The 26467-nt window shown below is 50.3% G+C and carries 18 protein-coding genes, 1 tRNA gene and 1 pseudogene; 9 read left to right on the top strand and 11 right to left on the bottom strand.

The genetic code is table 11. The annotated features are described in order from the left end of the window. Positions 1 to 33: 33 nt before the first annotated feature. Together AC286M_RS21900 and AC286M_RS21895 are read right to left on the bottom strand one after the other, a co-directional pair. Entirely contained in the window at positions 34 to 5472 is a 5439-nt protein-coding gene (locus AC286M_RS21900) for a tetratricopeptide repeat protein (RefSeq protein ID WP_488206412.1), read from the bottom strand. A gap of 170 nt (positions 5473 to 5642) precedes the next feature. Continuing rightward, complete coding sequence (locus AC286M_RS21895) at positions 5643 to 8183, bottom strand: CHAT domain-containing protein (RefSeq protein WP_488208858.1); 2541 nt, start codon at positions 8181 to 8183, stop codon at positions 5643 to 5645. A gap of 132 nt (positions 8184 to 8315) precedes the next feature. Between AC286M_RS21895 and istA the strand changes: the two are divergent. Then, positions 8316 to 9428, top strand: a pseudogene (gene istA / locus AC286M_RS21890) (IS21 family transposase); the annotation flags it as partial. A gap of 379 nt (positions 9429 to 9807) precedes the next feature. Beyond that, positions 9808 to 10605: an IS21-like element helper ATPase IstB gene (istB, locus tag AC286M_RS21885; protein ID WP_488206411.1), complete on the top strand. Its 798-nt coding sequence runs from the start codon at positions 9808 to 9810 to the stop codon at positions 10603 to 10605. 62 nt (positions 10606 to 10667) lie between these two features. Here the strand turns inward: istB and AC286M_RS21880 are convergent, their stop codons facing one another. The 4 genes from AC286M_RS21880 to AC286M_RS21865 form a co-directional block, all read right to left on the bottom strand. Further along, a complete protein-coding gene (locus AC286M_RS21880; protein WP_488206410.1) occupies positions 10668 to 12038 on the bottom strand; it encodes a hypothetical protein in 1371 nt (456 codons plus the stop codon). After that, complete coding sequence (locus AC286M_RS21875) at positions 12035 to 12421, bottom strand: hypothetical protein (protein ID WP_488206409.1); 387 nt, start codon at positions 12419 to 12421, stop codon at positions 12035 to 12037. Before AC286M_RS21875 ends, AC286M_RS21880 begins: the two co-directional genes overlap by 4 nt. 169 nt (positions 12422 to 12590) lie before the next feature. Further along, positions 12591 to 14750, bottom strand: coding sequence for a group II intron reverse transcriptase/maturase (ltrA, locus tag AC286M_RS21870; protein WP_488206408.1), 2160 nt, complete (start codon positions 14748 to 14750; stop codon positions 12591 to 12593). A 229-nt stretch (positions 14751 to 14979) separates the two neighbouring features. Further along, positions 14980 to 15576 (bottom strand): hypothetical protein, encoded by a 597-nt coding sequence (locus AC286M_RS21865; RefSeq protein WP_488206407.1) that lies wholly within the window; start codon positions 15574 to 15576, stop codon positions 14980 to 14982. 345 nt (positions 15577 to 15921) lie between these two features. On the opposite strand from AC286M_RS21865, the gene AC286M_RS21860 reads away from it, so the two are divergent. Together AC286M_RS21860 and AC286M_RS21855 are read left to right on the top strand one after the other, a co-directional pair. Further along, the gene (locus AC286M_RS21860; protein ID WP_488206406.1) at positions 15922 to 16638 is read left to right on the top strand and encodes a response regulator transcription factor; all 717 of its coding nucleotides are present in this window, start codon (positions 15922 to 15924) and stop codon (positions 16636 to 16638) included. Between the two features lie 82 nt (positions 16639 to 16720). After that, positions 16721 to 17815 (top strand): sensor histidine kinase, encoded by a 1095-nt coding sequence (locus AC286M_RS21855; RefSeq protein ID WP_488206405.1) that lies wholly within the window; start codon positions 16721 to 16723, stop codon positions 17813 to 17815. On the opposite strand, the gene lepB is transcribed toward AC286M_RS21855, so the two are convergent. From lepB to AC286M_RS21840, 3 genes are all read right to left on the bottom strand, one after another. Next, positions 17779 to 18342, bottom strand: coding sequence for a signal peptidase I (gene lepB, locus AC286M_RS21850; RefSeq protein ID WP_488206404.1), 564 nt, complete (start codon positions 18340 to 18342; stop codon positions 17779 to 17781). The genes AC286M_RS21855 and lepB overlap by 37 nt on opposite strands. Before the next feature lie 148 nt (positions 18343 to 18490). Then, the gene (locus AC286M_RS21845) at positions 18491 to 19027 is read right to left on the bottom strand and encodes a thermonuclease family protein (protein WP_488206403.1); all 537 of its coding nucleotides are present in this window, start codon (positions 19025 to 19027) and stop codon (positions 18491 to 18493) included. Between the two features lie 9 nt (positions 19028 to 19036). Next, positions 19037 to 19405 carry a hypothetical protein gene (locus AC286M_RS21840; RefSeq protein WP_488206402.1) on the bottom strand — a complete coding sequence of 123 codons (369 nt, stop codon included), beginning with the start codon at positions 19403 to 19405 and terminating at the stop codon, positions 19037 to 19039. Between the two features lie 359 nt (positions 19406 to 19764). Here AC286M_RS21840 and AC286M_RS21835 point away from each other — a divergent pair. Then, a tRNA-Thr gene (locus AC286M_RS21835) sits at positions 19765 to 19853 on the top strand. A 151-nt stretch (positions 19854 to 20004) separates the two neighbouring features. On the opposite strand, the gene AC286M_RS21830 is transcribed toward AC286M_RS21835, so the two are convergent. Both AC286M_RS21830 and AC286M_RS21825 read right to left on the bottom strand, forming a co-directional pair. Next, complete coding sequence (locus AC286M_RS21830; RefSeq protein ID WP_488206401.1) at positions 20005 to 20556, bottom strand: glycine-rich domain-containing protein; 552 nt, start codon at positions 20554 to 20556, stop codon at positions 20005 to 20007. Between the two features lie 30 nt (positions 20557 to 20586). Next, the gene (locus AC286M_RS21825) at positions 20587 to 22008 is read right to left on the bottom strand and encodes a serine/threonine protein kinase (RefSeq protein ID WP_488206400.1); all 1422 of its coding nucleotides are present in this window, start codon (positions 22006 to 22008) and stop codon (positions 20587 to 20589) included. A 32-nt stretch (positions 22009 to 22040) separates the two neighbouring features. On the opposite strand from AC286M_RS21825, the gene AC286M_RS21820 reads away from it, so the two are divergent. From AC286M_RS21820 to AC286M_RS21805, 4 genes are all read left to right on the top strand, one after another. After that, positions 22041 to 22169 carry a hypothetical protein gene (locus AC286M_RS21820; protein ID WP_488206399.1) on the top strand — a complete coding sequence of 43 codons (129 nt, stop codon included), beginning with the start codon at positions 22041 to 22043 and terminating at the stop codon, positions 22167 to 22169. A gap of 223 nt (positions 22170 to 22392) precedes the next feature. Then, the gene (locus tag AC286M_RS21815; protein WP_488206398.1) at positions 22393 to 24741 is read left to right on the top strand and encodes an NACHT C-terminal helical domain 2-containing protein; all 2349 of its coding nucleotides are present in this window, start codon (positions 22393 to 22395) and stop codon (positions 24739 to 24741) included. After that, positions 24738 to 25460, top strand: a complete 723-nt coding sequence (locus AC286M_RS21810) for a cupin domain-containing protein (protein WP_488206397.1) — start codon at positions 24738 to 24740, stop codon at positions 25458 to 25460. Before AC286M_RS21815 ends, AC286M_RS21810 begins: the two co-directional genes overlap by 4 nt. Before the next feature lie 100 nt (positions 25461 to 25560). Further along, entirely contained in the window at positions 25561 to 26457 is an 897-nt protein-coding gene (locus AC286M_RS21805; RefSeq protein WP_488206396.1) for a M48 family metallopeptidase, read from the top strand. Positions 26458 to 26467: the final 10 nt, after the last annotated feature.

The following is a 26467-nucleotide window of genomic DNA, read 5'->3' as shown; positions in this document are numbered from 1 at the left end:
TCATTGGCTAAGAGAGTAAGCCGATTGCCGATTTTACAGACCATTACCAATCAGGATAAACGGTGCCCAGTAGTAAGGATGGTCAAGATTGTTGCTGATAGCAGTGGGCAAATTGGTGCGCGTGTCTAACGCAACTACCGTACCATTTCCACGGTCTCCCTCAGGAACAGCAGAATTAAGCTCAATCAGTGAAATTTGAGCTAATCTTATGGCTTCGGCTTTGGAGTGGCCATCTTGCAGAGCTGCATAAAAAGCATCCATTAACACCTGCGTACCACCATCGCTCACCTGCCAGAGAGATGCCATAACCGCTTGTGCTCCAGTCTGCTGGATTTGGTAACCCAGTCCTAGGATCTCCCGACCATCGGCAAGAACATCGCCAACGCCTGTTTCACAAGCACTTAGCACCACCAGTTCGACATTGGGCAGTGCCCAATCCTTAATATCAGTTAGGGTTACAGGCTGACCGTCGCCAAATAGAATAAACGAATTCTGCGGGATTTCTGGCACGAACGAAGCATGAGTAGCCAGATGCACAATGGAGTAATCGTTCATTTGGTAAGACGTGTCTGGCTTAAAAGCCGTATTGAGGACAGCATTCGTCTCAGGAATCCGCTCAGCGACATCTTCAACTTCCTTCCCAGCATAGGGTAGACCCGAAAACGTGGCGCTGCGATCGCCCATTTGAACTGTATAATTTCCCTCCGTAAAGGCACCCGCAAAGACAGTCGGCTGTTGAGATGGCTGAAGCGTTAAGTCCGTTAAACTGGCAGCCGTAATGTTGTTGACTTGGAACTGTTCAGCTAGCCACTGTTGACCGTCATGGAGTGCAGCTAGTGGAATATAGCGTAGTTGACGGTCAGGAGAATAAATAATCGTTTGCGCATTCACTTGAGCCAGATCTTCAGCTATGGGCTGAATTAACCACTGGTAAAGCTGTTGAGCGGGCGTAACAGCATCGCTACGCGGATCTTCGAGAGCCGATCGAAAGGTTGCGATCGCACGATTCAGCTCTTCCCGACTAACGTTGCTGGTACGCCGCACAACCGCAGTGGGGGTCACCACTATCAGCTCTATCCGGTCGTCTAGCACGAACGGATAGAGCAGTACCGCGTTTGGCAGTTGCGCTAGATTATTTTGCAAATCGCGCAAGTTGGTTAGATCCACACCTGCTCCTCCGGTCGCTTGCCGCAGTTCAGCAATTTGGGTTTGGATGGCCGGATTTTCTAGAAAAGCATTGAACTGTTCCACTATTTGCCGCTGCTGCTGCCGAAGCTGCACAATTTCTTGCTGCTGTTCCGGAGTGCGATCGCGGACAGGAATCTGCTCCAGCGCAGCAATGGCTTGACCGATTTGAACAGCGTTATTGATTAGAGCATTATGCTCGGTTTGAATGGCCTGCTCAGCGGGTCGATTGGTGACTCCCTGAGCCGTATCAGCATCGCCCCGAACATCGTGCAGATAGTCATCCAGTTCTTGCACTTTCAGTAAGTCTAGAACTCGCTGAGCTTCGAGAATCCGATCTTGCTGAAGCAATAGGTCTGCAAGCTGACGATACGTAGTCGCAACGGTGTCAGCATAGGATTGCTGCTGCTCAGGTGCAAGGCTCTGAAGCCCTTGGCGAATGGCTTCTCTGAGATTGACTGACTGCTTGTAGAAAACGATGGCTAACTCTGGCTGATTCTGCAGTGCCATCAGGTTGCCTAAAGCGCTCAGCGCTCTGGCTTCTTCGGCGCGATCGCCAACAGCACAACTGTTGATCAGGGCTTGCTGAAGAGTGGTCGCCGCCAATTCGGGCTGCTGGTGCTGAGCATAGGCTTGACCTAGGCGATTCTGGGCTTTAATTTCAGCTAGCTTGGCTCCAATGTCCGTGGCGATTTGCAGCGCTTCTTCTAGAGCTGAAATGGCTTCTGCCGCGCGACCTTGAGCACTGTACAAGCTACCGATGAACCGCAAGGTGCGGGTTTCTTCTGAGCGATGGCCGAGAGTTTGCTGGAGGTCAAGTGCCTGCTGATAAAACTGAAACGCTTGATCATTGTCTCCCTGCGCCTGATACACTTCCCCAATGCGGCTGAGGATCTGACCTTCCATTGGTTGAGCACCGATGTCTTGTGCGATCGCAAGTGCTTGCTGATAGGTTGAAAACGCCTGAGGGTATTGCCCCAGCGTGTTGTACAGCTCACCTAGGAAGATCAGTGCTCCAACTTCGTCTGGCCGTTGGCCCAGTTCTCGGTAGGCTATTAAGCTTTGCTGGTACGCCTCTAAAGCTTCTGCATATTGAGCTTGGTTGTAATAGTAGTGTTTGCCACGGTTGTTGATGATACTTGCTTCCAGGGGTAGATCACCGATATCTTGTGCAATCGCTAATCCTTGGTTAAACGATTCAAATGCTTTTGTAAAGTCTCCTTGATAAGCATAAGTAAATCCCAGGCCATTCAAACTAGCCCCTTCTGAAGAACGATTGCCAATCTCTTGCTGAAGGGCCATTGCCTGTTGAATAAGCTGAAGCCCTTGAGCCGCATCACCACGCGTGATGGTGTTGAACCCCATGTTGCTGAGCACAATGCCTTCATTGGCGCGATCACCAATGTCTTGAGCAATTATCAGCGATTGCTGGAGAAGCTCCCATTGTTGCCAATACTCGCCTTGATCTCCAAGCACTGAAGCTAGATTGTTGAAGGAAATAGCTTCACCAGCGCGATCGCCAATTTCTTGTCTAATTGTCAGTGCTTGTTGATGCAAGTCTAGTGCTTCGTCATAGCGCCCTAGTGTGTTGTATGTAACAGCAATATTACTTAATACGCTGGCTTCAGACGAGCGATCCCCAATTTGACGAGTAATCTCAATTGCCTGCTGATAAAAATCTAGCGCTTCGGTGTAGTTTCCAAGTTCAGAGTTAAGTTGGCCAACGTTATTAAGAATGTAATATTGGCTTGTTACTAGATTGGTTTCTTGAGCAATGAGCAATGCTTGTTGATACATATCCATTGCTCTAGCATATTGTCCCTGCGCTTCATAAACCAATCCAATGTTGTTCAGGAGATCGCCTTCTAAAGAACGAGCGTTGGCAGCAGATGAGGTGTTGGACAAATTTTGAAAAATAGCAAGAGCCTGTTGATAATAATCTAATGCTTTAGGATACTGAGATAAGTTTTGATAAGCTGAACCAACATCTCTAAGCGCTTGTCCCAAGCTTTGACTATCACTTTCCCCTAAATTCTGCTCAATCTCTAAAGCCCGCTGATAAGTTTGTAGAGCTTGACGATAATTGCCCTGATTTCCATAAACTGAACCAATTCGACGTAACGCTGTACTTTGCCAGTCTAAATCTCGATTGGCCTCAGCAATTTGGAGCGACTGCTGATAGAAAGTAAGGGCTGTTGTATAATCAGACTGATAGCTATAGCCATCTCCTAAACCAAAAAGCGCAAACCGCTCTTCACGGCTGTCACCGATTTCTCTAGCAATTTGCAAAGCACGCTGGTAAGCATCAATTGCTTCAGGATAATTACCAATATCTCGATACAAGTTGCCAATGTTTTGCCAAACAAACATCTCAGAATTGCGATCTTCTAATTCCTGAAGAATGGCTAATGCCTGTTGATAACTTTCTAAAGCTACATTTTGTTGTCTTAGCGCAGCTTGCAATTGCCCAATTCCTACTAACTCTTGTGCTTCTTGATTGCGATTATTCTCAACATCAATATTAAGATCAATTAATTCTCTTAATCTGGATATTACCTTTAGCCTAAGCTCTAAAGCTTTTTCAAACTGTCCTTGTTGCCGATAAACTAAACTAATTCCGGTAAAAGTTGATATTTCTCCTTGCAGGCGAGCGCTTTTATCTGCTACTTGTTGGTAGCTACTCAGTGCTTGCTTATACTTGTCTAGTGCTTGTGCATATTGCTTCGCGTAATAATAAGAAAGACCAGCAAAGTTTAGACTTTCTCCGGCGTTTACTAGCTGGTCAAGTTGTTGAAACAAGTCACTTGCTTGTTGGTAGGCTTCTGCTGCTTGAGGATGTTTTTCTTGTTCTCTATAGGTTTTCCCAATTTGATAGAACATCCAAGCTGCATTAGTTTCGTGATCAACTTCCTGATAGACCATTGCGGCTTGCTGGAAAAATGCGATCGCAGTCTCATACTCTTCCTGCTTCCGAGATACCAGGCCAAGCCGAGCCAGCGAATTGCCATAACCTATAAGACTTTCGGTTTGATGATACAGATCAGCCGCTTGTTGGAATGCTTGCAATGCTTCTAGATATTGCTGCTGATTTTCATGAATTTCTGCAATCTCAAACAAAGCATCTGCTTCTCCATTTGCCTCTTCTAGTTGCTGAAACTGAGCAATGGCCTGCTGATATGCCTCTAATGCTGAAGGGTATTGTTCTTGCTCCCCGTAGGTTTGTCCAATTTGATAAGACATCCAAGCTGCATTAGTTTCTTCGCCAACTTCCTGATAGACTATTGCGGCTTGGTGATAGAGTGCAATCGCAGTCTCGTATTTCTCCTGCTTCCGAGATACAGTACCAAGCCACGATAGTGTATGACCGTAGGACAAGCGATTGCCAACCTGATTAAATAAATCAGCGGCTTGTTGAAAGGCTTTCGATGCTGTTTCGAGCTGATCTCCATCATTGGCTGATGAACCAATAAAAAATTGTGTTAAAGCTTCAACCGTATGATTATTATTGGCACGGCTTACCTCAAGTGCTTCCTGCCAATAAGTCGATGCTTGCTCTGAATCTCCAAGCTGTTGATGAGCGCGACCAATCCACGCCAGAATAATGCCCTGTCTATGCTGTTGCTGTAACTGCTCTAGCGGAGCTTCAACTGATTCTTCCAGAATCTCAAGGGCTTGCTCCATTGTTTGCAGCCCTTCAGCAACATCACCTTGTTTAACTTGACCCACGCCCAAAACGCCAAGGGTATATCCTTCTCCTTGTCGATTTCCAACACTGCGCTGTGCTTTTAGCGCCTGCTCTAAGACTTCCAAGCCGTGATCAAATTCGCTCACATTCAAATGGGCCTCACCAACCCAATGCAAAGCTGTGGCTTCTCCAACCTGATCTGCCAATTCTTGGTAAATTGCTAACGCCTGCTCAGCCGCATCTAATGATTCATCATGGCGACCCAGCCATGCATAGGTTTCAGCCATTCCCAGCAAAGCCTCAGCCTCCAGCGATCGCGCATCCGTTGCCTGAGCTGTTGTGAGCACCTGCTGAAACGTGGCAAGAGCCGATTGTAGATTACTGGTATAGAGATCCTGAAAACCCTCCTGCAGCAATTTACCAGGGGTTATGCCAGTCAACGGTTGTACGTCTGTTTCCTGTGCCCAGGCCCGAGAACCTTGGAAAACAGCTTCGACTGTGAAGGGTGCAATTGCAGATAGCAGCAGGGTTGCTGTGAGTAAGGAAGACAGAGAAGAACGTGACGTGTGATCGGCTTTGCTGCCTCGTAGAAAATCGCGCATAGGTTTGCAAAATAAAGAGAAGAAGCGATTACCAAACTATAAATCTGAACCAACCAACGTAACTTACATTTCAAAGAAACGCTTTTTATCGACAATCGCTATACCGAAAACTGCATAGCCACTGTCAACTCTTGAAAGGCTAATGTCCAGTTAATTTTTGATTGCGACGTTTATAATCCGTTGCCAATTAAAATAAGCGGTGCCCAATAGTAGGGATGGTCAAGATTGTTGCTAACGGAGGTGGGTAAGCCAGTTGCCGTGCTGATGGCAACAATGCGGCCATCATCTCCGCGCGTATTGCCAACTGCCGTAAACTCTCCTGTAACCAAAGCCGACTGAGCCAGTTGCAGCGCCTCCGCCTTACCCATGCCCTGATTCAGCGCATTATAGAACTCATTCATCAACACCTGCGTCCCACCATCACTCACTGACCAGAGCGATGCGATCGCAGCTTCTACTCCAATTCGCTGCATCTGATAGCCAAAGCCGAGAATTTCTTCACCGTTGCCCAGCCCTTCACTCACAGCTGTTTCGCAGGCGCTGAGCACAACCAGTTCAGCATTGGGCAGTGACCATTCACCGATGTCGCGCAGAGTCACTCGCTCGCCGTTGCCAAACAGGATAAACGACTCGTGGGGAAAGCCGGAAACAAACTGAGCATGAGTGGCAAAATGGACAATGCTGTAGTCGCTCAACTGCAGCACGACATCAGCGGGATTAAACTGCTGGTCGAAGAGAGCATTGGTGCTGGGGATGTCGGCTTGGATGGTTTCGACTTCGGCTTTGGCTGCGGGTAAGCCTTGGTAGAACCTAGATTCGCCGTTGATCTCCACGCTGTAGCCCGTATCGGCAGGGAAGGCTCCGGCTAGGATGTTGAGATTAGTGGTGCGATCGCGGCGGAAATCGGTTAGAGAAGCAGCAGTGATGTGGTTGATGGTGTACTGCTGAGTCAACCATTGCTCGCCATCGTGCAGGGCAGCGAGGGGGATATAGCGCAGGGTACCATCAGCGGCATAGAGGATGGTGTCGGCGTTGGCTTGTTCAAGCTGCTGGGCGATGGGTGCAATCAGCCACTGGTAGAGTTTTTGAGCGTTAGCTTCGGAATTACTGCGCGGATTGGTGATGTCGCGGCGGAAGGCGGTGATGACGCGATTGAGTTCGACGCGATCGACGGGGACGGTTTCGCGGATGAGGCCGGAGGTGGTAACGAGGACGAGTTCAATTTTATCGTCAAGGATGAGGGGATAAAGCAGGGCGGCGTTACCTGCTTGCTGGAGGTTGTCTTGCAGTCGTACTAGTTGATCAGGATTGAGGTTTTGGCCTGTGGCGGTGCGGCGCAGTTGTTCAACCTGTTGGGTAACCTCAGCGCTGTTGATGAAGTCGATGAAGCTAAAGGAGGAATTGGCTTGGAGCTGCTGGTTGTAGAGGTCGAGGATGGCTTGTTCGGCAGGCCAGAAGTCAAGTTGTTGAACGGGGGTGTCGCTACCGCGACGGATATCGCGCAGGTAGTCATCGAGTTCTTGCAGTTTGAGCAGGTCAAGGACTTCTTGGGCTTCGAGAATGCGATCTTCCTGGAGGAGAAGTTCGGCGAGGGTACGATAAGTGTCTTCAACTGTGGCTGTATAGGATGCTTGTAGGTCTGCATCTAGAGCACGGTTGCCATCCCGGATGCTCTCGTATGTGTTAATCGCATCTTTGAGGAAAGTAATAGCTAGTTCAGATTGCGCTTGGCTATTTAAAAGCAGGCCAATATTGTTAAGCGATCCGCCTTCACCTTGGCGGTCGCCAATCGCTTGGCTGATAGCTAACGAGCGCTCGTAGTAGCCTAAGGCCTCGCTGTAGTTCCCCAGGCTAGAGTAGATAAAGCCAATATTGTTGAGCGTCAGGCCTTCGCCAGCACGGTCGCCAATCGCTTGGCTGATGGCCAATGAGCGCTCGTAGTAGCCTAAGGCCTCGCTGTAGTTCCCCAGGCGAGCGTAGATACTGCCAATATTGTTGAGCAATCCGCCTTCGCCAGCACGGTCGCCAATCTCTTGGCGGATGTCCAATGAGCGCTCGTAGTAGCCTAAGGCCTCGCTGTAGTTCCCCAGGCTAGAGTAGATAAAGCCAATATTGTTGAGCGTCAGGCCTTCGCCAGCACGGTCACCAATCTCTTGGCGGATGGCTAACGAGCGCTCGTAGTAATCTAAGGCCTCGCTGTAGTTCCCCAGGTTATCGTAGATACCGCCAATATTGTTGAGCATCACGCCTTCGCCAGCACGGTCGCCAATCGCTTGGCTGATAGCTAACGAGCGCTCGTAGTAATCTAAGGCCCCGCTGTAGTTCCCCAGGCTAGAGTAGATAAAGCCAATATTGTTGAGCGATTCGCCTTCGCCGCGGCGGTCGCCAATCTCTTGGCTGATGGCCAACGAGCGCTCGTAGTAATCTAAAGCCTCGCTGTAGTTCCCCAGGCTAGAGTAGATAAAGCCAATATTATTGAGCATCACGCCTTCGCCAGCACGGTCACTAATCGCTTGGCGGATGGCCAACGAGCGCTCGTAGTAATCTAAAGCCTCGCTGTAGTTCCCCAGGTTATCGTAGATACCGCCAATATTGCTGAGCGTCACGCCTTCGCCGCGGCGGTCGCCAATCTCTTGGCGGATGGCCAACGAGCGCTTGTAGTAGCCTAAGGCCTCGCTGTAGTTCCCCAGGCGATCGTAGATAAAGCCAATTATTAGACGACAATGACATAGGCGGGTGAGACCTGCCGACGACAGTTACACAGCCGGGTAGAGAGCACCATTTTTTATCACCTGTTCCAGTTGTCGTCATAGAAAAAGACACTAGAGGCATCTCCCAAGAATGTGGGGAAGCCACCAGTGCCCAAACAAACTATTCAAAGTTATCAAATCAAAGTGTATAAGAAAGCGCGAGAGCTCGGCCTAACGCAGAGTGATGCAGCTGCGATTGCCGACTTTTCAGACCGAACCGGTCAACGAATTGAAGCAGGGACGCATCAACCCAATCGAGGTCGCTTGCGGGATTGGCGCACCAGCGCCGACCCGTTAGCTGGGGTATGGGAAGACGAATTGGAACCGATGTTGCGGCGTGAGCCAAGACTGAAGCCAATGACGTTGTTCGAGTACTTACAAGAGCGCTATCCGGGTCAATATCCGCAAGTGCTGCGCACCCTGCAACGGCGAGTGAAAACGTGGAAAGCATTGTATGGTGAAGCACCGGAAGTGATGTTTGAACTACGCCACGAGCCTGGGGTGATGGGCATCTCCGACTTCACGGAACTCAAAGGCGTTGAGATTACGATTAACGGTCAACCGTTTGAGCATCTGCTCTACCACTACCGCTTGGCCTATAGCGGTTGGCGCTATGCCCAAGTGATTCAAGGGGGCGAGAGCTTTATCGCTTTATCGGAAGGGTTGCAGAATGCGCTGTTTGCCAGTGGTGGAGCCCCCAAGGAGCATCGCACCGATAGCCTGAGCGCCGCCTATCGCAATACCGGTGGCACAGGTCGCAAACCGTTGACTCGCCTGTATGATGACCTGTGCCACCACTACCGTCTAGAACCGACGCGCAATAACAAAGGGATTGCTCACGAGAATGGCGCGATTGAGTCTCCGCATGGCCATCTGAAAAACCGCATCACCCAAGCGTTGTATCTGCGGGGCAGCCATGACTTTGAGAATGTGGCCGCCTATCAAGCGTTCATTGCGGCTTCGGTTGATAAGCTCAATCAGCAGCACCAAGCCAAGTTTACCGAAGAGCAGAAGCATTTACAGCCCCTGCCCAATCATCGGGTGGCTGATTATGAAGTCCTCACCGCCCGCGTGAGCACGCGCAGCACCATTGACGTGCGCTGCATCCTCTACACGGTGCCCTCCCGGTTAATTGGTCGTCAGCTCGAACTGCATCTGTATCATGACCGCATCTGTGGCTACCTGGAGCGCCAGTTGGTGGTGGAACTGCCACGGGTGCGCGTGACGGCCAACGATAAACGGCGCGCCCGGTGCGTCAACTATCGCCATGTTATCGAAGGTCTCAGGCGCAAACCCCGCGCCTTCCTCTACTGCACATGGCAGCACGACTTATTGCCCAATGACCACTATCGCTCTCTATGGCACCAACTGGAGACGTCTTTTGACCGCGATTCTGCCGCTCGGTTAATGGTTGAAGCACTCTACATTGCGGCTACGCAAAACCGAGAAGCGGCAGTGGCTCAGTATCTAGACGCGCAATTAGCCGCTGGCACAGTAACGCTGAGCGCGCTGCGTCAACACTTTCAACTCCTGAGCGAGTCCGTCCTGCCGAACATCCAGGTGCAACAACATAACCTCCAAGACTATGACCAACTCCTCCGAGCCGACGCCACCGATCAGTCCTTACCAGAGCCTGAGTCTGCACCTCAAACAACTGCGGCTTTCTCACATGCTCCAGCATTGGGAAAGCCTCGAACATCAAGCCATGCAAGACCAGTGGTCTTACGCTCAATTCTTGCTGGCACTGTGCGAATTGGAGGTGGAGCGGCGCTGGAGCCTGCGCCTCCAACGCGCCCTACAAGAGGCCCAACTGCCCCCGGCCAAAACGGTTTCCAACTTTGAGTGGGGCCATCTTCCCCAGCTCAATCCGGCTCCTTTGATGCAACTGACCACCGACACCCGCTGGTTGGAGCGAGCCGAAAACTGTTTGATCTTTGGCCCCTCTGGCGTGGGTAAAACCCATCTAGCAACTGCGATCGCTCGCGCCATTGTGGAACTGGGCAAGCGGGCTAAGTTCTTTGCCGCAACCACCTTGGTTCAGCAGTTGCAGCAGGCTAAATTACAACTGCAACTGCCCGCTTTGCTCAAGAAACTCGACCGCTTTGACTTGCTGGTGATTGATGATCTCGGCTATGTCAAAAAGTCAGAAGCCGAAACTTCTGTCCTCTTTGAGTTGATTGCTCATCGCTATGAGCGGCGTAGTCTGCTCATTACCGCGAACCAGCCCTTCAGTCAGTGGGACGCTGTCTTTGCCGACACCATGATGACCGTTGCCGCTGTCGACCGGCTGGTTCATCATGCTCTGATTGTTGAAATGCAGGCCGATAGCTATCGCAAACGGTCGGCCGCGACGCGCTCCGCTCACGCTTCATCTCAGGCTTAATCCTCATTTGGTCAGCGATCATAGCTGTCGTGACAGCTATGATCGATTATTCATTCCGTTATTCATCGGCAACGGTTCAACTGACGGATTCGCCTATCTAGCTGTCGCGTCACGCCAAAAGCTTGACATTTGATAGTCTCGCGGATCACCTTGGCGGGAAGCTGAAAACAATCGGAGAGAGCCGAGCAGGCTTCATCCAGTTCCGGCAGGGTGGGGCGATGAGCCAGAAAGACAATGCCAATCCGCACCGGCACTGCCCCCTCGTAAAGTTTTTCCTGAGCTTCAACAGAGCGCTTCGTCTTGATGTGCGCCCCCACATCGATGCTGAGCTTCTGCGCCGCATTCTGAGCCGTAACATTACTCTGCTTCAAAATCCGCTGCATGTCAGTTTTCACCATTAGGGAGTTAGCCGCCGTAATCTGACAGACGATTTCGGTATCCACCACATGGGAGCGGCAGAGCACTTCCCATAGGTAGCGCAGTTGCTGGCGAGTGTTCACGAACCCACCCGGCTTAGCCGTAAACGACAGCGCTCCGATATACTGGTTCTTAATCTTCAGCCAGCGGCGATCGCCCTTGGGTACTGACGACAATCCCTGCTCCCCCTGCACCAAAATCGTCGCGGGGTGGCTGTCAGTGGTAATCACTTCGGAAAGTCCCTGGTCATTCAATACCAAATGCTGGGGCACCGCAGGCGCTTGCGATAAGTTGAAGCGCGACCAGAGATTGCTCCACAGGCCATCCACCGTCAGCGGCGTCACATCCAGTCCCATCTTGATATTCAGCAGTTGCTCCCAACGCAGATAGCCTTCGGTAAAGGCTCGCTGGAGCATGGCTTCGTACTGCTGGGCTTCAACCGATTCGCGATCGCCCTTGAAGGTCTCCCACAACTCCAGCCCCTTGGCCAATGCCTTCTCAATCCAGTCCGATTCTTTGGTGGTCTTTTGATCCGGCTCGATGGTGTAAGTGACAAACAAATGCAGCGACTTGGCTTTACGGACGCCCGCCGCCTTCAGCTCTCGGGTTCGGGCTTTCTCACTCATCAACAACAGCTTTAGTTCCCAAGAGGGTGCCGTTTGCATCAGCCGATCCAACTCCACTTGGCGATCCGCATCAGCGGCAAACGAACTGAGGTGAATCGTCAGCCGCTCATTGGCCGATAGTTCCTTGAGTGCCGCTTCCAGGTTGCTGAGCACGGGCGGCACCTGATCCGGTCGTAGGGTGTCGTGGATGCCTGGACTGCTGAAGCCAAAGACAAAGCAGAATCGATGCTTACTGCGCTGGAGAATCGCGGCTCCTACATTGCGGCCCTTCAGCTCAATTTGAACGAATCCAGCCAGGGCACTGAAATCTTCAAAAGCACTTTGAATAGCGGTGGCGCGTCGATCTTGGTCAATAATCGTGACCTTTTGCTTGCCCAATTTCGGTTTCATCGCTGCCGCCTCCGTTGACCCTGGACATATTTCCGGCGACGGGCTTGGGTGTTGCGACGGGCCTTGTGAGTCTGCCGCTCCAGCAGGCTGGTGTACTGGAGGTTGCCCATCGTCCAATCCGGCACGCCGCGAAACTTGCTCAAAAAGCGCCAGCTCTCATCACCCGTCAGTGCCCACCAGGTGGCGATGCCCCAACCAGCGACTAAGCCTGTGGCAATCCAGCTTAGGCCCAATAGTCCCTGACAGATAAGATAGGACACTAGGGCAATCACCGCCCAGGGAAACACCTGCTCTCCGGGAATCGGCCCCAATCGCGGCTTGAGGTTCAGCACCTGGTTCACCGGAATGAACTCATTTTGAGAGGATTCAGATTCACTCGACATGGAAGCTCTCCTTGAAAACATCAAGACAAAAAACGGGCGGCAGGCCGCAGAATTCATGCCCACCGCCCTGACAGGAAATGCAATCGCTTACACAATAATTAGGTTGGTTAGTACCTCACCCACAGCCACGCAAACCGCCACCATCAAAGGAGTTCGGGCAATTGTTTGGTTAGAGTCGAACATCGAATTGCTCCGATGAACTCTCTTTCAAAACCGGACGTGAGAGTTTCCCCTCATCCGGCTCCTCAATGAACTGACTCGGCGCAAAGAAAGCTGAGCATGACCCGTCCGTTGCCGTTTTGAGATCATGGCAGTGGCCATGGAGCAACTGGAGATTGTTAAAGGTCTCTTGACCACCCAGCGACCGGGGCTGGATATGGTCAACCTCAATTAAGTCATGGAAGGTGATGTGAAGTCCGCAGAACGCACACTTACCGGCTTGCTTCTGGAGCAGCTTGGCTACCCGAGGGGGAATGCCAGGATAGCGCCCCAGCCGCTGTGACCAATAGGCCCAATCCCCGTCATAGGGAGATTTCTGGTTTCTCAGGGACTTGTAGACAGCGGTGCGATACCGGATATGACGGGTCAACACCACGTCATCAGCCGCAAACGTCCAGTGTCCTTTGGTTCTGATTTGCCAGTACTTTTCAGCCACTTTGCGGACTCCTCGTCCAGTGCAGCGATTGACGGCCCAGGCGCGGAGCTTTTGGTAAGTGAGGAAGTCGGCTTTTGCCAGTTGAGAACGCGCATTGAAATAGCCAAAGTAGGTCGCCCAGCCCCGAATCACGGGATTCAAGGCGTGGATCAGTGCCGCTTGCGGCGCGTGGCTATGCTGCTTGATGATCGCTCCCACGGCGGCCATATGCCGTTTGAGGCTGTCCTGACTGGGGGTAACAAAGAGCTTGAATCCCAGAGAGCGACGGGTGGCACCACTCAGGTAGTTCCCTTGCATCACGTGGGAAGCACGATGCTGACCCACCGGATGCTGTTGAAAGTGATACCCCAGGAAATCGAATCCCACGTTTCCCTCAACCGGAGTCAAGGTATGCGTGATTCGCGTCTTCTCCGGATGGAGAACCAGCCCCATGTCTTGCAGCCAGGTCGTTAATGCCCCACGGCAGCCCTGAATAACGCTCAGGTCTTCATGCAGAACGACTAGGTCATCTGCATATCGAACCAGTTTGGGAGTCAGAATATCGTGGCATTTCCCGTCGATTGTGCGGTGATGCCGGGGATATTGCTGCTTCAAATAAGTCTCCATGCCATGCAGCGCAATGTTGGCTAACAGGGGAGAAATGACACCACCTTGAGGCGTGCCGCATTCCGTCGGGAACCAGTGTGCCCCGTCAATCACCCCCGCTTTCAGCCAGGCTTTGATCTGGCGGCGGAGGCTGGGAAAGGTGTCGAGCTTATCTAACAGCTTGCTCTGATCAATTTGGTCGAAGCACTTGGCGATATCCGCATCTAGCACGTATTTAGCTTTCTGCTGGGTTGCCTGTTGAATGGCCCTGAGGGCATCCTGTGCTGAGCGACCGGGTCTAAACCCGTAGGAGTGAGGCTCAAATTTGGCCTCCCACTGGGGCTCTAGGGCCAGTTTGACCAGAGCCTGCCTTGCACGTTCAGTCAGAGTCGGAATGCCGAGAGGCCGTTTTTCCGGTTTCCCTGGCTTGGGAATCAGCACCCGTCGAACCGGGGCTGATTTGTCGCTCAAGGAGAGGTTTTGGGCCAGTTGCAAGCGTTGAGCAGGGGGGAGGGATTTGATGCCATCAATCCCGGCTGTTTGCTTGCCCCGGTTATCCTGGGTAACTTTTCGCACCGCCAGGCAGCGAGCTGCCCATGACCGCATCAGGGTCTTTTGCAGTTTGTGAACGGTTTTCACATCATCATTCTGTTCAGCTCGGTAAATTCTCGTTTGCAGCTTGAAAACCTTCGCCTCTAGCTGTCGCCAGGGGAGGGTTTTCCATTCCACTGTGGGTGCGTTGACCCCAGTCTTAGACGTTTGGACTGCGACTTGATTCATTACCATCAGTTCATCGTGTATCTGTTGGCCTATCCTGGGCATTACCCCAGGCGTTTGCTTTTGATACAATCCCGCCCGCTGAGGGCTTGTAGCTTGGCTGCCGACTCTGGGATGAGCCAGAGAGCGCCTCAGCGGGTTATTCCGTTCCGAATGACCATTATTGGAATCCTTAGGGTGATGCTCTCCACCGGGTTGATGGGAAGTGCAGACTGGTCGAGACTGGAATCGCCAGTTCCCGTTTGCCTTGCCGTTTTGGCCTGGGCTATTAACCGTCGTAGCCCACTTGACGTAACGATGGTTCTGACGCATCTTCGCTTTCGCTACCCATAGATTCCTTGCTAGGCAGATTGCCGAGTACGGTTCTCGGAAAGGCTGCCGTTCATCCCCGCTTCACCCGATTGAGAGCCAGTCGCACGAGTGGGGGAAGTGCTGTCACCGTTGCACCCACGGGGTAGGACTTACACCTACATGGCCATTCAGTTGTCAAGGTCTAAAGACCTTGCGCCTAATCCTCTGAAACTCAGATGAGTTCCAGTTTCTAGGCAACGGCTCGCACCCAATCGTCATCATTTCTCACGGCATTGATAACGCGAATCAACGAAACGCCGATATAGAGAACAAACAACGCTCGCAAAACAGCAAAAACTAAGGGAATGGCTGGCGCTGCCTGCGGAAATTGAGTGGTAAAAAACTGCTCTGCGGCTTGAAAAAATAATGCCTGACTCGGTGTCGCAGCGCTGAGCCAAATTCCACCTCCAAATGCAATTGACAGTACGGGTAGAGATTGAGCGCTTAAACCTATCCGTTTGAATAGACGTTGGATAAACGGATTGCTGCGCAGGATAACCTTGATGGTCATACTGGCTAAACCAAATAGGCTCACTCCTAACATAAAAGCTGGCTGATGCAAAATAAGTTCCAAGCCAAGGATGCTACCTGAAATAAGCCAAGGTACTAGTCTTTTTAGCCGTTGGCGAAAGGCGCTGGAAAATAGGGTAGATAAATTCCAACGGCGGTTTAAGGCAGGACGTGGATCGCTACATTGATCGGTAAAAGACGATACGTAAAATAAAGACAATTCGCTAGTGGAATCGCTTAAAGTAGGGGAGTTTAGAGGAATAGAAGTTGAAGTCATAAAACATCTCTCATTGAGCGAGCAAAACAAAACATCAGGGAATTAATCATGTTTCAACCTGATTCACTCAAGAGATTAAGAAGTTATTGTGACCCAAATATGGAAACGGGCAGCAAATCCTGTGATATCTAAATTGACCTAATTATTGAAAATTGTAAACTTATACTCTGATGAGATTTCGGGGATCAAAAAAATAGGTCAGAATCCAAATAGCCGCTGTTATTTGAGCGAACTGCGAAGCTTCAAACCCTCTCTTTGGTTATTAGCTGTTTCTCCTCAAAGTTAGCGCCTACAATCCGGATTTCACCTCACTTCAATCTCACTCCTCAAACTAATTTTAACAGCATGAAAATACTCGTCATTGAAGATGAAGTCAATGTGGCTTCAATGATTCAAACGTGTGTGGAATCAGATGGCTATACCTGCCACGTCACCCATAGTGGTTCTCAAGGTCTTTCGGCCTTTCACACCTATCAGCCAGATGTTGTTCTCCTCGATTTACGCATGCCGGGTATGGATGGATTGGAAGTTTGTACTCGCATTCGCCAGTCCAAAACCCCAAAAGATCCGTACATTCTGATGCTGACGGCCAAAGCGGATGAAATGGATCGAATCATCGGCTTTTCAACTGGCGTCGATGATTATCTGGCCAAGCCCTTTAGCCCCCGTGAACTGCTCGTGCGAATTCGAGCACTGCTGCGCCGAGAGATGCGACAGCAGGAAGCGGAATGCGATCGCATTCAAACGCCCCACTTTCTGATCGATATTTCCAGACGAGAAGTCTGGGTGAGTTGGAATTCGGATCAACCCCAGTCTGCCAATTTGAGCGCCATAGAATTTGACTTACTGGTAACACTCGCTAAAAGCAGTGGGCGTGTTTGGAGCCGCACCCAACTGCTCGATCAGGTTTGGGGCACCGATTACTTTGGAGACGAGCGCATTGTGGATTCCTACATCAAACGCATCCGCAAAAAACTTAGTTTAGAGGCGAAACGGCCTCAGTTTATCCGTACCGTCTCTGGCGTGGGATATAGCTTCAATGACACTCCTGATGCAGCCTAACTCCAAGCCTGCCATTTGCAGGCGATCACCAAATCTACGGATGCGACTACTGCTGTCTCACGTATTAGTCGGAATACTCAGTGTGGGTCTAATTACAGCGATTTCCCACATCTACAAATCTCTGGCGTTTACCCGTGAGGTTGCTCATCTGCAAAAGGGCATTGATCTAGAAACGGGAATTCGCGAGAAAGAAGCGTTCTCAGATCAAGATGTCTTGGCTCGATTTCATCAAGTCAACAATCAAGGAACTTTGTTGTCAGTAGTCATTACCGTCCTTGTCCTCACTGCCTGGGGTTGCACTGTTGGCCAACTTATCGTCTGTCCCCTTGGAAAAATTGAATCAGCAGTTCGCCGAGCAGCGGCTGGAGACTTAACGACGAAAGCTCCATCCAGCTCTATTCCTGAAATTCATCGGCTGGCGCTCGGTATCAACAGCCTAATCGAGAGCCTTCACGGAGTGGAAGAACGGCGACAGGAACTGATGGCTGATCTCGCCCATGAACTGCGCACACCAGTTACCGTCATCTACGGCTATGTGGAGATGTTCGAAGACGGGCTAGTCGTTTCGCCGGACATCTCCCGGCAAATGCTTAGTGAAATGGAGCGGCTTCAGCGACTCATTAGTGACATGCTGGAACTCTCAAAAGTTGAAGCGGGACATTTTCCCCTGTTCTTGGAAAGCTTTCAGCCTCGACCAGTGGTGCACAGTGTTCTTACGATGTTCAGAGAACAAGTAAATCAGGCTCAATGCCAGCTTGATGTAGTGAGTTCTGATAATTTACCTGAGGTGTACGCCGATTGCGATCGCGTCAAGCAAATTCTGATCAACTTAGTCAGTAATGCAATCGCTCATGCTGACGAAGGTACCGTCAAAGTTAATCTTTGGGTACAGGCTGATGAGTTTTGGGTAGCCGTTACAGACACAGGCGAAGGTATTGCCCCCGAAAACCTGCCTCGGGTCTTTGAACGATTCTGGCGCGGCGACAAATCCCGCAACTCTAACACCGGCAGCAGTGGTATTGGTTTGGCCATCACCAAAAGACTCGTAGAACTCCAGGGCGGTCATATCGAGGTCGAAAGCCAGTTGGGCCAGGGCACCACCTTCCGATTCTGCCTACCTGTGGCGACGCCTGAGCAATATCAAGAGGCGACTTTACCCCAATGCGTCAACGGGTAGTAGCACCAAACCGCATGACCAATGATGTTCTCAGCAGGGACGAATCCCCAGTAGTGAGAGTCGTAGCTATGGCTCCGATTGTCCCCCAGTACAAAATACTGACTATCTGGGACAGCGATTGGCCCAATCCCATAGTTAGGGGCAACCTCTAAATATGGTTCCGAAATCGCTTTGCCGTTGACCAATACCCGCCCCGCTTCGACCTGAATGGTGTCTCCTGGTAAACCGATGATGCGCTTGATGAGGTCATCGTGGAGGTTCTGATTAAGAAGCACTGGAGGCGCTTTGAAAACCACGACATCCCCGCGCTGGGGAGGATGAAGGTGATAGCTCAACTTCTCGACAATCAAATGGTCTCCTACCGATAACGTTGGCACCATCGAATCAGACGGGATAAAGCGAGTTTCCGCCACAAAGGTTCTCAGCCCCAGGGCCAAAAAGATGCCGACACCCAGTGTTCTGGCTGCGGCCATCCAACTAGACGAATCTATTTTGTCTTGAACTTCTGATATAGGCGTTTCATTCATAGTGATGACCCAACCGTTTTGTCCAGCCTGGCGGCATACTCGCTCACTCCGAGCGGATGGAAACCTCAATGGAACTTATCTTCTAGCCTTTGGTGCATGAATCAGTTTGGGCCAAACTCTTGATTGCCCTGATAAGACCAATCGCGGTTTAGCCCTTTCTCCAAATATTCTTGTGCTCTGCCCGAGCCGATGCTTCCGCTTGTTGAAGCATCTGAATAGTCTCGGTGGATATCCCCTTGATCTGGGTGAGATCGAGCTGGGCGACACCTTCTGAGAGCAGAATCTGCTGCACATAAGCTCCGGACGGAAGCTGCACAAGTCCGTTAGCGGCTAAATCAGGCTGCTTGGCTTCGGTAAAACTGACCGTGACTTGATTTTGAGAAGCTTGCACCAGCATCGAGAGAATGCCGGTCGCCTCATCCTGCCACCGTTCATCCGGTTCCGTCAGTCCTCCCAATTGAAGCTGGACTGATGACTGGTTTGGCTGGTGAACTGTTAGTAGTAGTCCCTGAATGCTATCAACCGTATAAAGGTTGGCGGGTGAGCGATCGCCTGAAAAGTTCCCTAATAGCCCAAGTCGTTCTCCTTGCTCCAACACTAGAGGAACTCCCAACTTGAGTCCCAAAGGTAAGCACAACGCTAACCCATACAACAGCGGCGTCAAATGCTTCCACAGTGGTTTCATGGATCCTCCTCAAAAGAGTTTGTAGAAGAGCGCCGCTTTCGCTCGGCTCGGTAACCGGCTCCAGAAGGAATGACGGTTTTGCCTGGTATCTTTGACCCCTGACTCACTCACTTCATCAATCCGTTGCAGCAACGCTTCAACCTGGCATTTTGTAGCATCCAGTTCCTTAGCAGAAACGGCACCTTGGCAAATTTCAGCCAGAATAGCTTGAGCCTCCGCTATTTGCCCCTGAAAATGCCCCCACAGCGACTCTTCCCCAGCGTCGTTGCCTATAGCAGCAGAGACACTCTGGAAAAGCGTCAAGAGATCAACGGTTGCCCCAGATGAAGCCTGATTCATCTTTTCAGCCGCGATTGAGCCTGCGATTTGGGCGGCCAAACCGCTCAGCTCTACATAGCCTGAAAAATCTCAGCCTCCTGTGGTGAAAGACCTTGCGAAAATGCCGGATTTGCGAGCAAATCCTCTAATCTCTGTTCATGAGTCATGGCCCTGCTAGCCCTCTCATTTCAGTAGATGTTCCTGAGTCTAAGCCAGGATTAAGACTGAGATATGGACAACATCGACCAATGTTGTGGCAGCTGCTGCACGGCTTAAAAACAGCTGACCCTGGACGATAAGACAGTCTTATTTGGGTATGTGAACGTGTAGCCTAACTTGAACTCAAAAAGCTCAAACTAGCCCAATAAATAAACATTGAGATAAAGATTGAGATAAAAATCAAAAATCTAAAAATAAAAAGCTTCGAAGTTCTTTAGAATCAAGAAACTCAGGAACTGTGAGCAGCTGATTTGTAATCAGCCGGTCGCAAGTTCGAGTCTTGTCACCAGCTTTTAGTTTTGATATCAAGCAAACAACTATCTCGACTAGCTGCCAGGCACCGTCTCAAGTCTCCGCAGCGGGGAAAGTAGATCCTTATGATCGGGCGAATGTTCAGGTTGTGCTCGCTCAGTGTCCAAGCCTGAATAATTGCGATCGCACTATTTGTCTTTCGTTGCTGTTTTCCATAAACTGATTGGCTTTTGCCAGATGCCCTGAAGCATCAGCAAAGGGCTAGGTTTAGGAATAATCCAGTATTGAACTCGGTCAACCCACTGAAATAATGCACCTTCACTTTTGAACGTTGGTTGATTCCAAATGTCAGGAGGTGGGGTTCCAAAATGATCTCGATAGAACTCTAGGGTTTGGCAATATTGCTGGTAATAGTTCAAACCCGCTTCGACACCTCCTGGCGCTGGATAATGGTGAAGGTTCTTTTGAATAATCTTTTGGCAAAATTCGTTCCAATAAGAGTGGGTGTAAAGTAAATGAAGATGCCAAACTCGGTCAACGACTGTAGAAGGAGAGAGTTCTTGATCAGTAGTTGCCACCAAAAACATGAATTTTTTGTATTCTTCAATAGCACGATAGGTATAGTTTTCTGACCACTGGTATTCCCAAGCAAGCTTTACCGAAAAGGGAAATGGGGCGTGCGGTTCATTTATCTGAAATTGGCTGATCCTGGCGTATAAATCTTTTTGTTCTGGCAACATTTTCTCCTCGCTTGAGTTCAGCGCTTGAATTCAGCAACCACCTCCACAGGTTTGCTCTGGAGGAACTTTAGGAGTGGGGTAAATAACTTTAATTTCCAGATCAAGAAAGTCGCTCAACTCTTGAGCAAGCCACCATAATTCTGGCTGGGTCAAGGACAGTTTATCGCCCACTTTATATTCTATGTTGCTAGCATAAATCGACAACTTTGCTGCAACCTTAACTTCTCCTCTCCGTATAGTTTTGCCATTAGCATCAACATAGCGATCAAAGGTGTAGCCGGGATTGTAAATTAAGTGCTGAATGTCCTCAAAGGCCGAAGATTGAGAATTCCATTGTTTAAATCCGAGACACAAAGATTGGCTAATCTTGTCATTCCTGTCAATCTTAATGACCTCCTTGAGCTTTCTGTTTTTGCGCCTACTAGCAAAAAAGCACAGGCTCGCTAGAAGCAGAAAGAATAGAGTAATGAAAAATTTTGCGGCAAGCAAAAAGAGCAGCATACCCATTAGCAAGAAACAACCGAAACCCGCTGGATCATCAGAACTTTTTGGTATGACGATTTCCAGACGATCGCGATCGCGATGCAGTTCAATATCACTGATAGTGGGTTTGAGATTGAGGTAGTATCCATAGCTGCCGTCTTCAGACTGTAAAGCCGCCAACGCGGTCTGAGCTGAGTCAAATCGTCGATCCAAATGGGGATGAATCATCCTTTCCAACCATCTAGAAAATCGTTGACTAATTTGGTCATGACGAAATTCAATGCGTCCATTTGTTTGGGGTAAATCAGCCGGATGAACGCCCGTGATCAGATAGATTAACGTCATACCAAGACTATATAAATCAGAGGCGGTGGTGGTTTGTCCGGCAAACTGCTCTAGCGGGATATAGCCGTAACTACCCACAATCGTGATAGTGCCGCTATTTTGGTGGGCCACTGTTTGTACCGAGCCAAAATCAACTAAATAAAGATCACCAACAGAATGACCAGAAGTATTGGAAATCAAGAGATTACTGGGTTTAATATCGCGGTGAATGACAGGCGGATTTTGAGCATGTAGATAGCTCAAAATCTTAAGTAGTTGGGTTGCGATCGCAGTGACGTCTGCTTCAGAAAATTTTCGGCCATCCTGAATAACGGCTTCCAAAGATGGCGCATCAATATAGCTCTGAATTAGAGCAAATCCACGCCCAATACCTGTCTCAACATCAAAGGAATCAAGGTATTTGGGAATAGCAGGATGGTTTAGTGCTTTGAGCGTATTAGCCTCCCGCTCAAACAGTTTGAGATTTTCCCAGGTGAAGTCTGGCCCAAACAAAAGAAGTTTTAGAACGACTAGTTCTTGCTGTGCTAAGTCAGTCGCTAAAAACGTTCGCCTGCCAACTTGACGGCCTAATAAAGACTGTACCTGGTAGCGGTCGCCGAAAATTTGGTGAGTGAGTTGCTCCATAATTTCAGCCTCAGTTTTTGTGAGGAGTTGAGATGAAAAAGAGTCTAACCAGGCGTTTGAGATCCGATTACGCGACGACGACTGCACCAGAGATGGACGGCGGCACATTGTGCAATTTGCACTCGCGATTACCCGTCAGCTGGCAGGGGCAAGGCGCTTGAAGCGCTGAGGAATTTCACCAGCATGGTTGCGACCTGAAAATATCTCTTATCCCAGAATGATAAATAATGAATGAGTAAATCCTATTTATTTATCATTTGATTGTCAAGTAAATCCTGGTTAATGATGAGTAAAGCCTATTTTTGGCATGGATTTGCCGAAAATGCATGTCTTTTGGCTGCGCTAAGTAAGATAGAGTTTGAGTTACCGTTTGATCGCGACTTCATGGCTAAGCCCTCCCTCACCGCCTCCCCCACAGGAATTGAGACTGCCCATCAGGCCCTCCTGAAAGCCGGATGGACCCAAAAACATCTCGTGGCGCTGGTCGGTTGCAGTCGTCAGCCCATTACCAAGTTTTTTCAGGGCGAAGCGGTTTCCCAGAACATCTTTATACGGGTGTGCGAACAATTGGGGCTGAACTGGCAAGAAATTGCTGGGTTGGTACCGCCTTCTGTAGCGCGATCGCACCTTAGCCCAACCCACTCCGTTAACTCTGATTTGGGTAGTCTCAGTGCGCTGGTGCAAACCTTGCGCCAAAAGCTGTACGCCAGTGTGCAAGAGCGTTGCGGCACGATGCGCGTGCTGGATATGTCATATCCCATTCAGGTGAACGACATTTACACCAGCGTGAATGTGCTGGAGCAAATCACTGGACGCCGCCACCAAACCCTAGATGAGTTGCTACAAGCCTGCGAGACCGAAGATTTTGATCGGTTGGGGCTAGGTAGGGTGGCTGAAGAACGAGTGCCTGCGCTGGATGCCGTCAAAACCTACAAAAAGTTAATTATTTTAGGGAAGCCAGGTGCGGGTAAAACCACGTTCTTAAAACATTTGGCGATTCAGTGTAATGAAGGGCAATTTGAACCCGATCGCCTGCCGATTTTTGTCACATTAAAGGACTTTGCTGAAGCGGAGGGTAAACCTAATTTTTTGGAGTATATCAGCCGCGATTTAAATCATTATTTACCTGCCGATCTCGCGATCGCTCAGGATCACTGGATAGATGACTTTTATCAAGTCTTTGCAGCGGGTAGGGCTTTGATTTTGCTCGATGGATTGGATGAAGTGCGATCGGAAGATCACCCCCGAGTGATCAAAGAAATTCGCAGCTTTTCCGAACAGTTTCGCCACAATCAGTTTTTGATAACCTGTCGTATCGCCGCCTGGGACTACGTCTTTGAAAAATTCACCGAAGTGGAGGTAGCTGATTTTGATGATGAGCAAATTGCTATCTTCGCGTCTAAATGGTTTCAGCTACATACCATTCCCCCCAAGCGCTTTCTCCGAGAGCTTGAGCAGCATCCTCCGATTAAGCAACTGGCCACCAGTCCACTACTGTTAACGCTGATTTGCCTGGCGTTTGAAGAGTCGGGTGGTTTCCCAAATAGTCGATTCGAACTCTATAAAGAAGGCGTTGATGCCTTGCTAAAAAAATGGGATGCTAAGCGGGGTATTCAGCGTGATCAGGTGTACAAAAACCTATCACACTTGCGTAAAGAAGACTTATTAAGTTACATCGCTCTCGTTACCTTTCAAAGAAAAGATTATTTCTTCAAACAAGCGATCACTGAGCAGTATATTGCCGATTATATTTGTAACTTATCTGAAGCCGATGAGCCGGAAACGCTACAGATTGATAGTGAGATAATCCTGCGTTCTATTGAAGCGCAACATGGGCTGCTAATTGAGCGCGCCAAGGGTATTTATTCCTTTTCTCACCTGACGTTTCATGAGTACTTTACGGCACGAGAAATTGTGCAGAACAGCCGATCGCTCGAAACGGCACTGCAAAACCTAGCGGCGCATGGATCTGACAAGCGCTGGCGCGAAGTGATCTTGCTGGCGACAGAAATGCTGCGCGACGCCTCGCTGCTGCTGGGGCCGCTAAAGCGGACGCTTGATCAATTGCTGGCTGGGTCAGAGCGGTTGCAGCAGTTTTTGCAGGAGGTGTGCGATCGCGCTGCCGCTCCCGAATTTGCTGACTTCAAACCCGCTGCAGTACGGGCCTTTTGCTTCGACATTGATTTTGATATTGATGAAAACCGTACCGTCGCCCTAGCCATTGATCGCACCGCCAATCGCCTGGTTTGCGCTAGCTTTCTCACCCGCATGATGGATGAAATCAGTCTGGCTGAAGCGATTGCCATCACCCAAGCCTATGATGAGAATGTGACTGACCCGACCGCCAAAATTACGGCAGCCCCTTCGGCCAATGCGGTGATGCTAATTGCCATCAATATTGCCCTTGGCTCTCGCAGTCTGGATGCCAGCGAACGCGACACCCTGAAAATGCTGTTGCAGCGGCTCAAAGGACACTCGGAGGACGATGAAACCGTGAGAGAAATTGCCGACAAAGCCCGAGAAGTCGCCAAACATCGGCATCACATCGGGCGATCGTGGCAGTTCACCCCCGCCGAGAAAGAACAGCTCAAACAGTATTACCACACCACCCAGCTCTTGGTGGAATGCCTCAATAGCGATGGCTGTATGCTCTCTCCTAAGGGACGCCGAGAATTGCAGGCAGCGCTATTTGCACCGATCGCAGCTCCTCAACCTCCGAAACATTTGTTATGACATTGAAGCTCTTTTCCGTTCACAGTCCCCACTGTCAAGATTTGAGCCACGGTATTTTGCCCGCCACGCTCAGAAGCTGGCAGCAAACAACGCTTCAGCTTTCATCAACGGGCACTCATTTTGGCTATGTCTTTCAAGGCGAGGCTAAACTGCACCGGGGCGATCGCTCAGCTCAGCCACCTTTTCCCCTGCAAGCTGGCATGTACTTTTGCTTACCCGCAGCGGGCGTTCTCGACGGCACCACCTCAGCCGGAATCGTGATTACGTGCCCTGACTATGCTGGCGTGTTTAGTTTAGGAGGGCCAATTGAAGAGCGGGGACGCTTGGCCTATATCAACGGCGGCACTAATAGCGTGTTGATTCCGCCGCCCCTGCTGGGAGAGCCTTGCCTGCACGCCATGTATCTGCCACCTCAAATTGAGCAAACTGCACACACTCATCCCAGCTACCGCATCGGCATTGTGGTGGGTGGTGAGGGGTATGTTGAGACGCCAGAAGGGGGTGATGCGATCGCACCGGGGGATATTTTTTTTATTCCGGCAGACTATGAGCATCGGTTTTGTACAGGCGACAAGGGCTTAACGGCTGTCGTCTTTCACCCCGATAGTGAAGCCGGATTTTCCCATCGTGATAATCCCATGCTGCGACGCACCCTCGTCGAGGGTGTTAGCGCTTCTGCTTTGCCTCATTTGCAGACCCCTATCTTTGAAGGATGCTGAATCAATTGACTTGCTTGGCTGTGCAGTCTAAACCTGCATCAGTTGGAGATCGCTATACTAGGCGTAGCGGCGCTTTATCACGTTATTTTGTGCAATCGTTATGCCATCTAAGACAACGCTTGTGGGTCTCAAAGCGGATCATTTTCGTCATCCCCTCGATTTAGAAGCCACCCATTCACTGAAGCAGCTACCAGGACTAGACTTATTGGTTCGCAGCTTGATTGGTTCTGTGGGTGAGCAAGTTTTTCAGATTGAAAACCTAGCCTCTGGAGTGCGAGTTGGTGAGAATCAGCTTCCTCAGCTCCATCATTTGCTGATAGATGCCTGCAAGACGCTTGATTTAGAGCCACCCGAACTGTATGTGCGGCAGCATCCTGTTCCCAATGCCTATACATTTGCCATGCGGGGTAAGCAGCCGTTTGTGGTACTGCATACGTCGCTGATTGATTTACTGACGCCGGAAGAGACTCAAGCGGTGATTGCCCACGAACTGGGCCATCTCAAGTGTGACCACAGCGTTTATTTGACGCTAGCTAATTTAATTACGCTGGCGGCAGGCCAGTTACCGATGCCGTGGGGCGGACTGCTAGCCGACAACCTACAGGCCAGTATTTTGGAGTGGGTGCGCTGTGCTGAGTTCACCTGCGATCGCGCGGCTCTGCTTGCCACTCAAAATTCCAGAGTCGTCGCCTCAGTACTGATGAAGCTAGCGGGTGGTTCACCAACGCTATCATCTCAGCTCAATTTAGACGCATTTTTGGAGCAGGCTCGCTCCTACGACGACATCAGCAAATCCGAAATTGGCGAAATGCTGAAGCAAGTTCGTACCCGTGATTTGACGCATCCAGTTCCGGTACTGCGAGCACGTGAAATCGATCGCTGGGCTAGCACCCAAGACTACGAGCGACTGCTGCGGCGAGACCTCACGGTTAAATCGAATCGTAGCGACGACAAGACAGATGCCGCCACAATGTCCGGCGGTTGGCGCAATTGGTAAATTCTCCTCG

It is taken from the genome of Thainema salinarum CENA647 (assembly GCF_057732415.1).
Note: the sequence above shows the minus strand (reverse complement) of the source record. Positions and strands in the feature narration are given on the sequence as shown.

Excerpts from the sequence above, each read along its gene's own strand:
- AC286M_RS21900 (WP_488206412.1), bottom strand. The coding sequence starts at position 5,472 with ATGCGCGATTTTCTACGAGGCAGCAAAGCCGATCACACGTCACGTTCT.
- istB (WP_488206411.1), top strand. The coding sequence starts at position 9,808 with ATGACCAACTCCTCCGAGCCGACGCCACCGATCAGTCCTTACCAGAGC.
- AC286M_RS21880 (WP_488206410.1), bottom strand. The coding sequence starts at position 12,038 with ATGAAACCGAAATTGGGCAAGCAAAAGGTCACGATTATTGACCAAGAT.
- AC286M_RS21875 (WP_488206409.1), bottom strand. The coding sequence starts at position 12,421 with ATGTCGAGTGAATCTGAATCCTCTCAAAATGAGTTCATTCCGGTGAAC.
- ltrA (WP_488206408.1), bottom strand. The coding sequence starts at position 14,750 with ATGCGTCAGAACCATCGTTACGTCAAGTGGGCTACGACGGTTAATAGC.
- AC286M_RS21865 (WP_488206407.1), bottom strand. The coding sequence starts at position 15,576 with ATGACTTCAACTTCTATTCCTCTAAACTCCCCTACTTTAAGCGATTCC.
- AC286M_RS21860 (WP_488206406.1), top strand. The coding sequence starts at position 15,922 with ATGAAAATACTCGTCATTGAAGATGAAGTCAATGTGGCTTCAATGATT.
- lepB (WP_488206404.1), bottom strand. The coding sequence starts at position 18,342 with ATGAATGAAACGCCTATATCAGAAGTTCAAGACAAAATAGATTCGTCT.
- AC286M_RS21845 (WP_488206403.1), bottom strand. The coding sequence starts at position 19,027 with ATGAAACCACTGTGGAAGCATTTGACGCCGCTGTTGTATGGGTTAGCG.
- AC286M_RS21830 (WP_488206401.1), bottom strand. The coding sequence starts at position 20,556 with ATGTTGCCAGAACAAAAAGATTTATACGCCAGGATCAGCCAATTTCAG.
- AC286M_RS21825 (WP_488206400.1), bottom strand. The coding sequence starts at position 22,008 with ATGGAGCAACTCACTCACCAAATTTTCGGCGACCGCTACCAGGTACAG.
- AC286M_RS21820 (WP_488206399.1), top strand. The coding sequence starts at position 22,041 with ATGAAAAAGAGTCTAACCAGGCGTTTGAGATCCGATTACGCGACGACG.
- AC286M_RS21815 (WP_488206398.1), top strand. The coding sequence starts at position 22,393 with ATGGCTAAGCCCTCCCTCACCGCCTCCCCCACAGGAATTGAGACTGCC.
- AC286M_RS21810 (WP_488206397.1), top strand. The coding sequence starts at position 24,738 with ATGACATTGAAGCTCTTTTCCGTTCACAGTCCCCACTGTCAAGATTTG.
- AC286M_RS21805 (WP_488206396.1), top strand. The coding sequence starts at position 25,561 with ATGCCATCTAAGACAACGCTTGTGGGTCTCAAAGCGGATCATTTTCGT.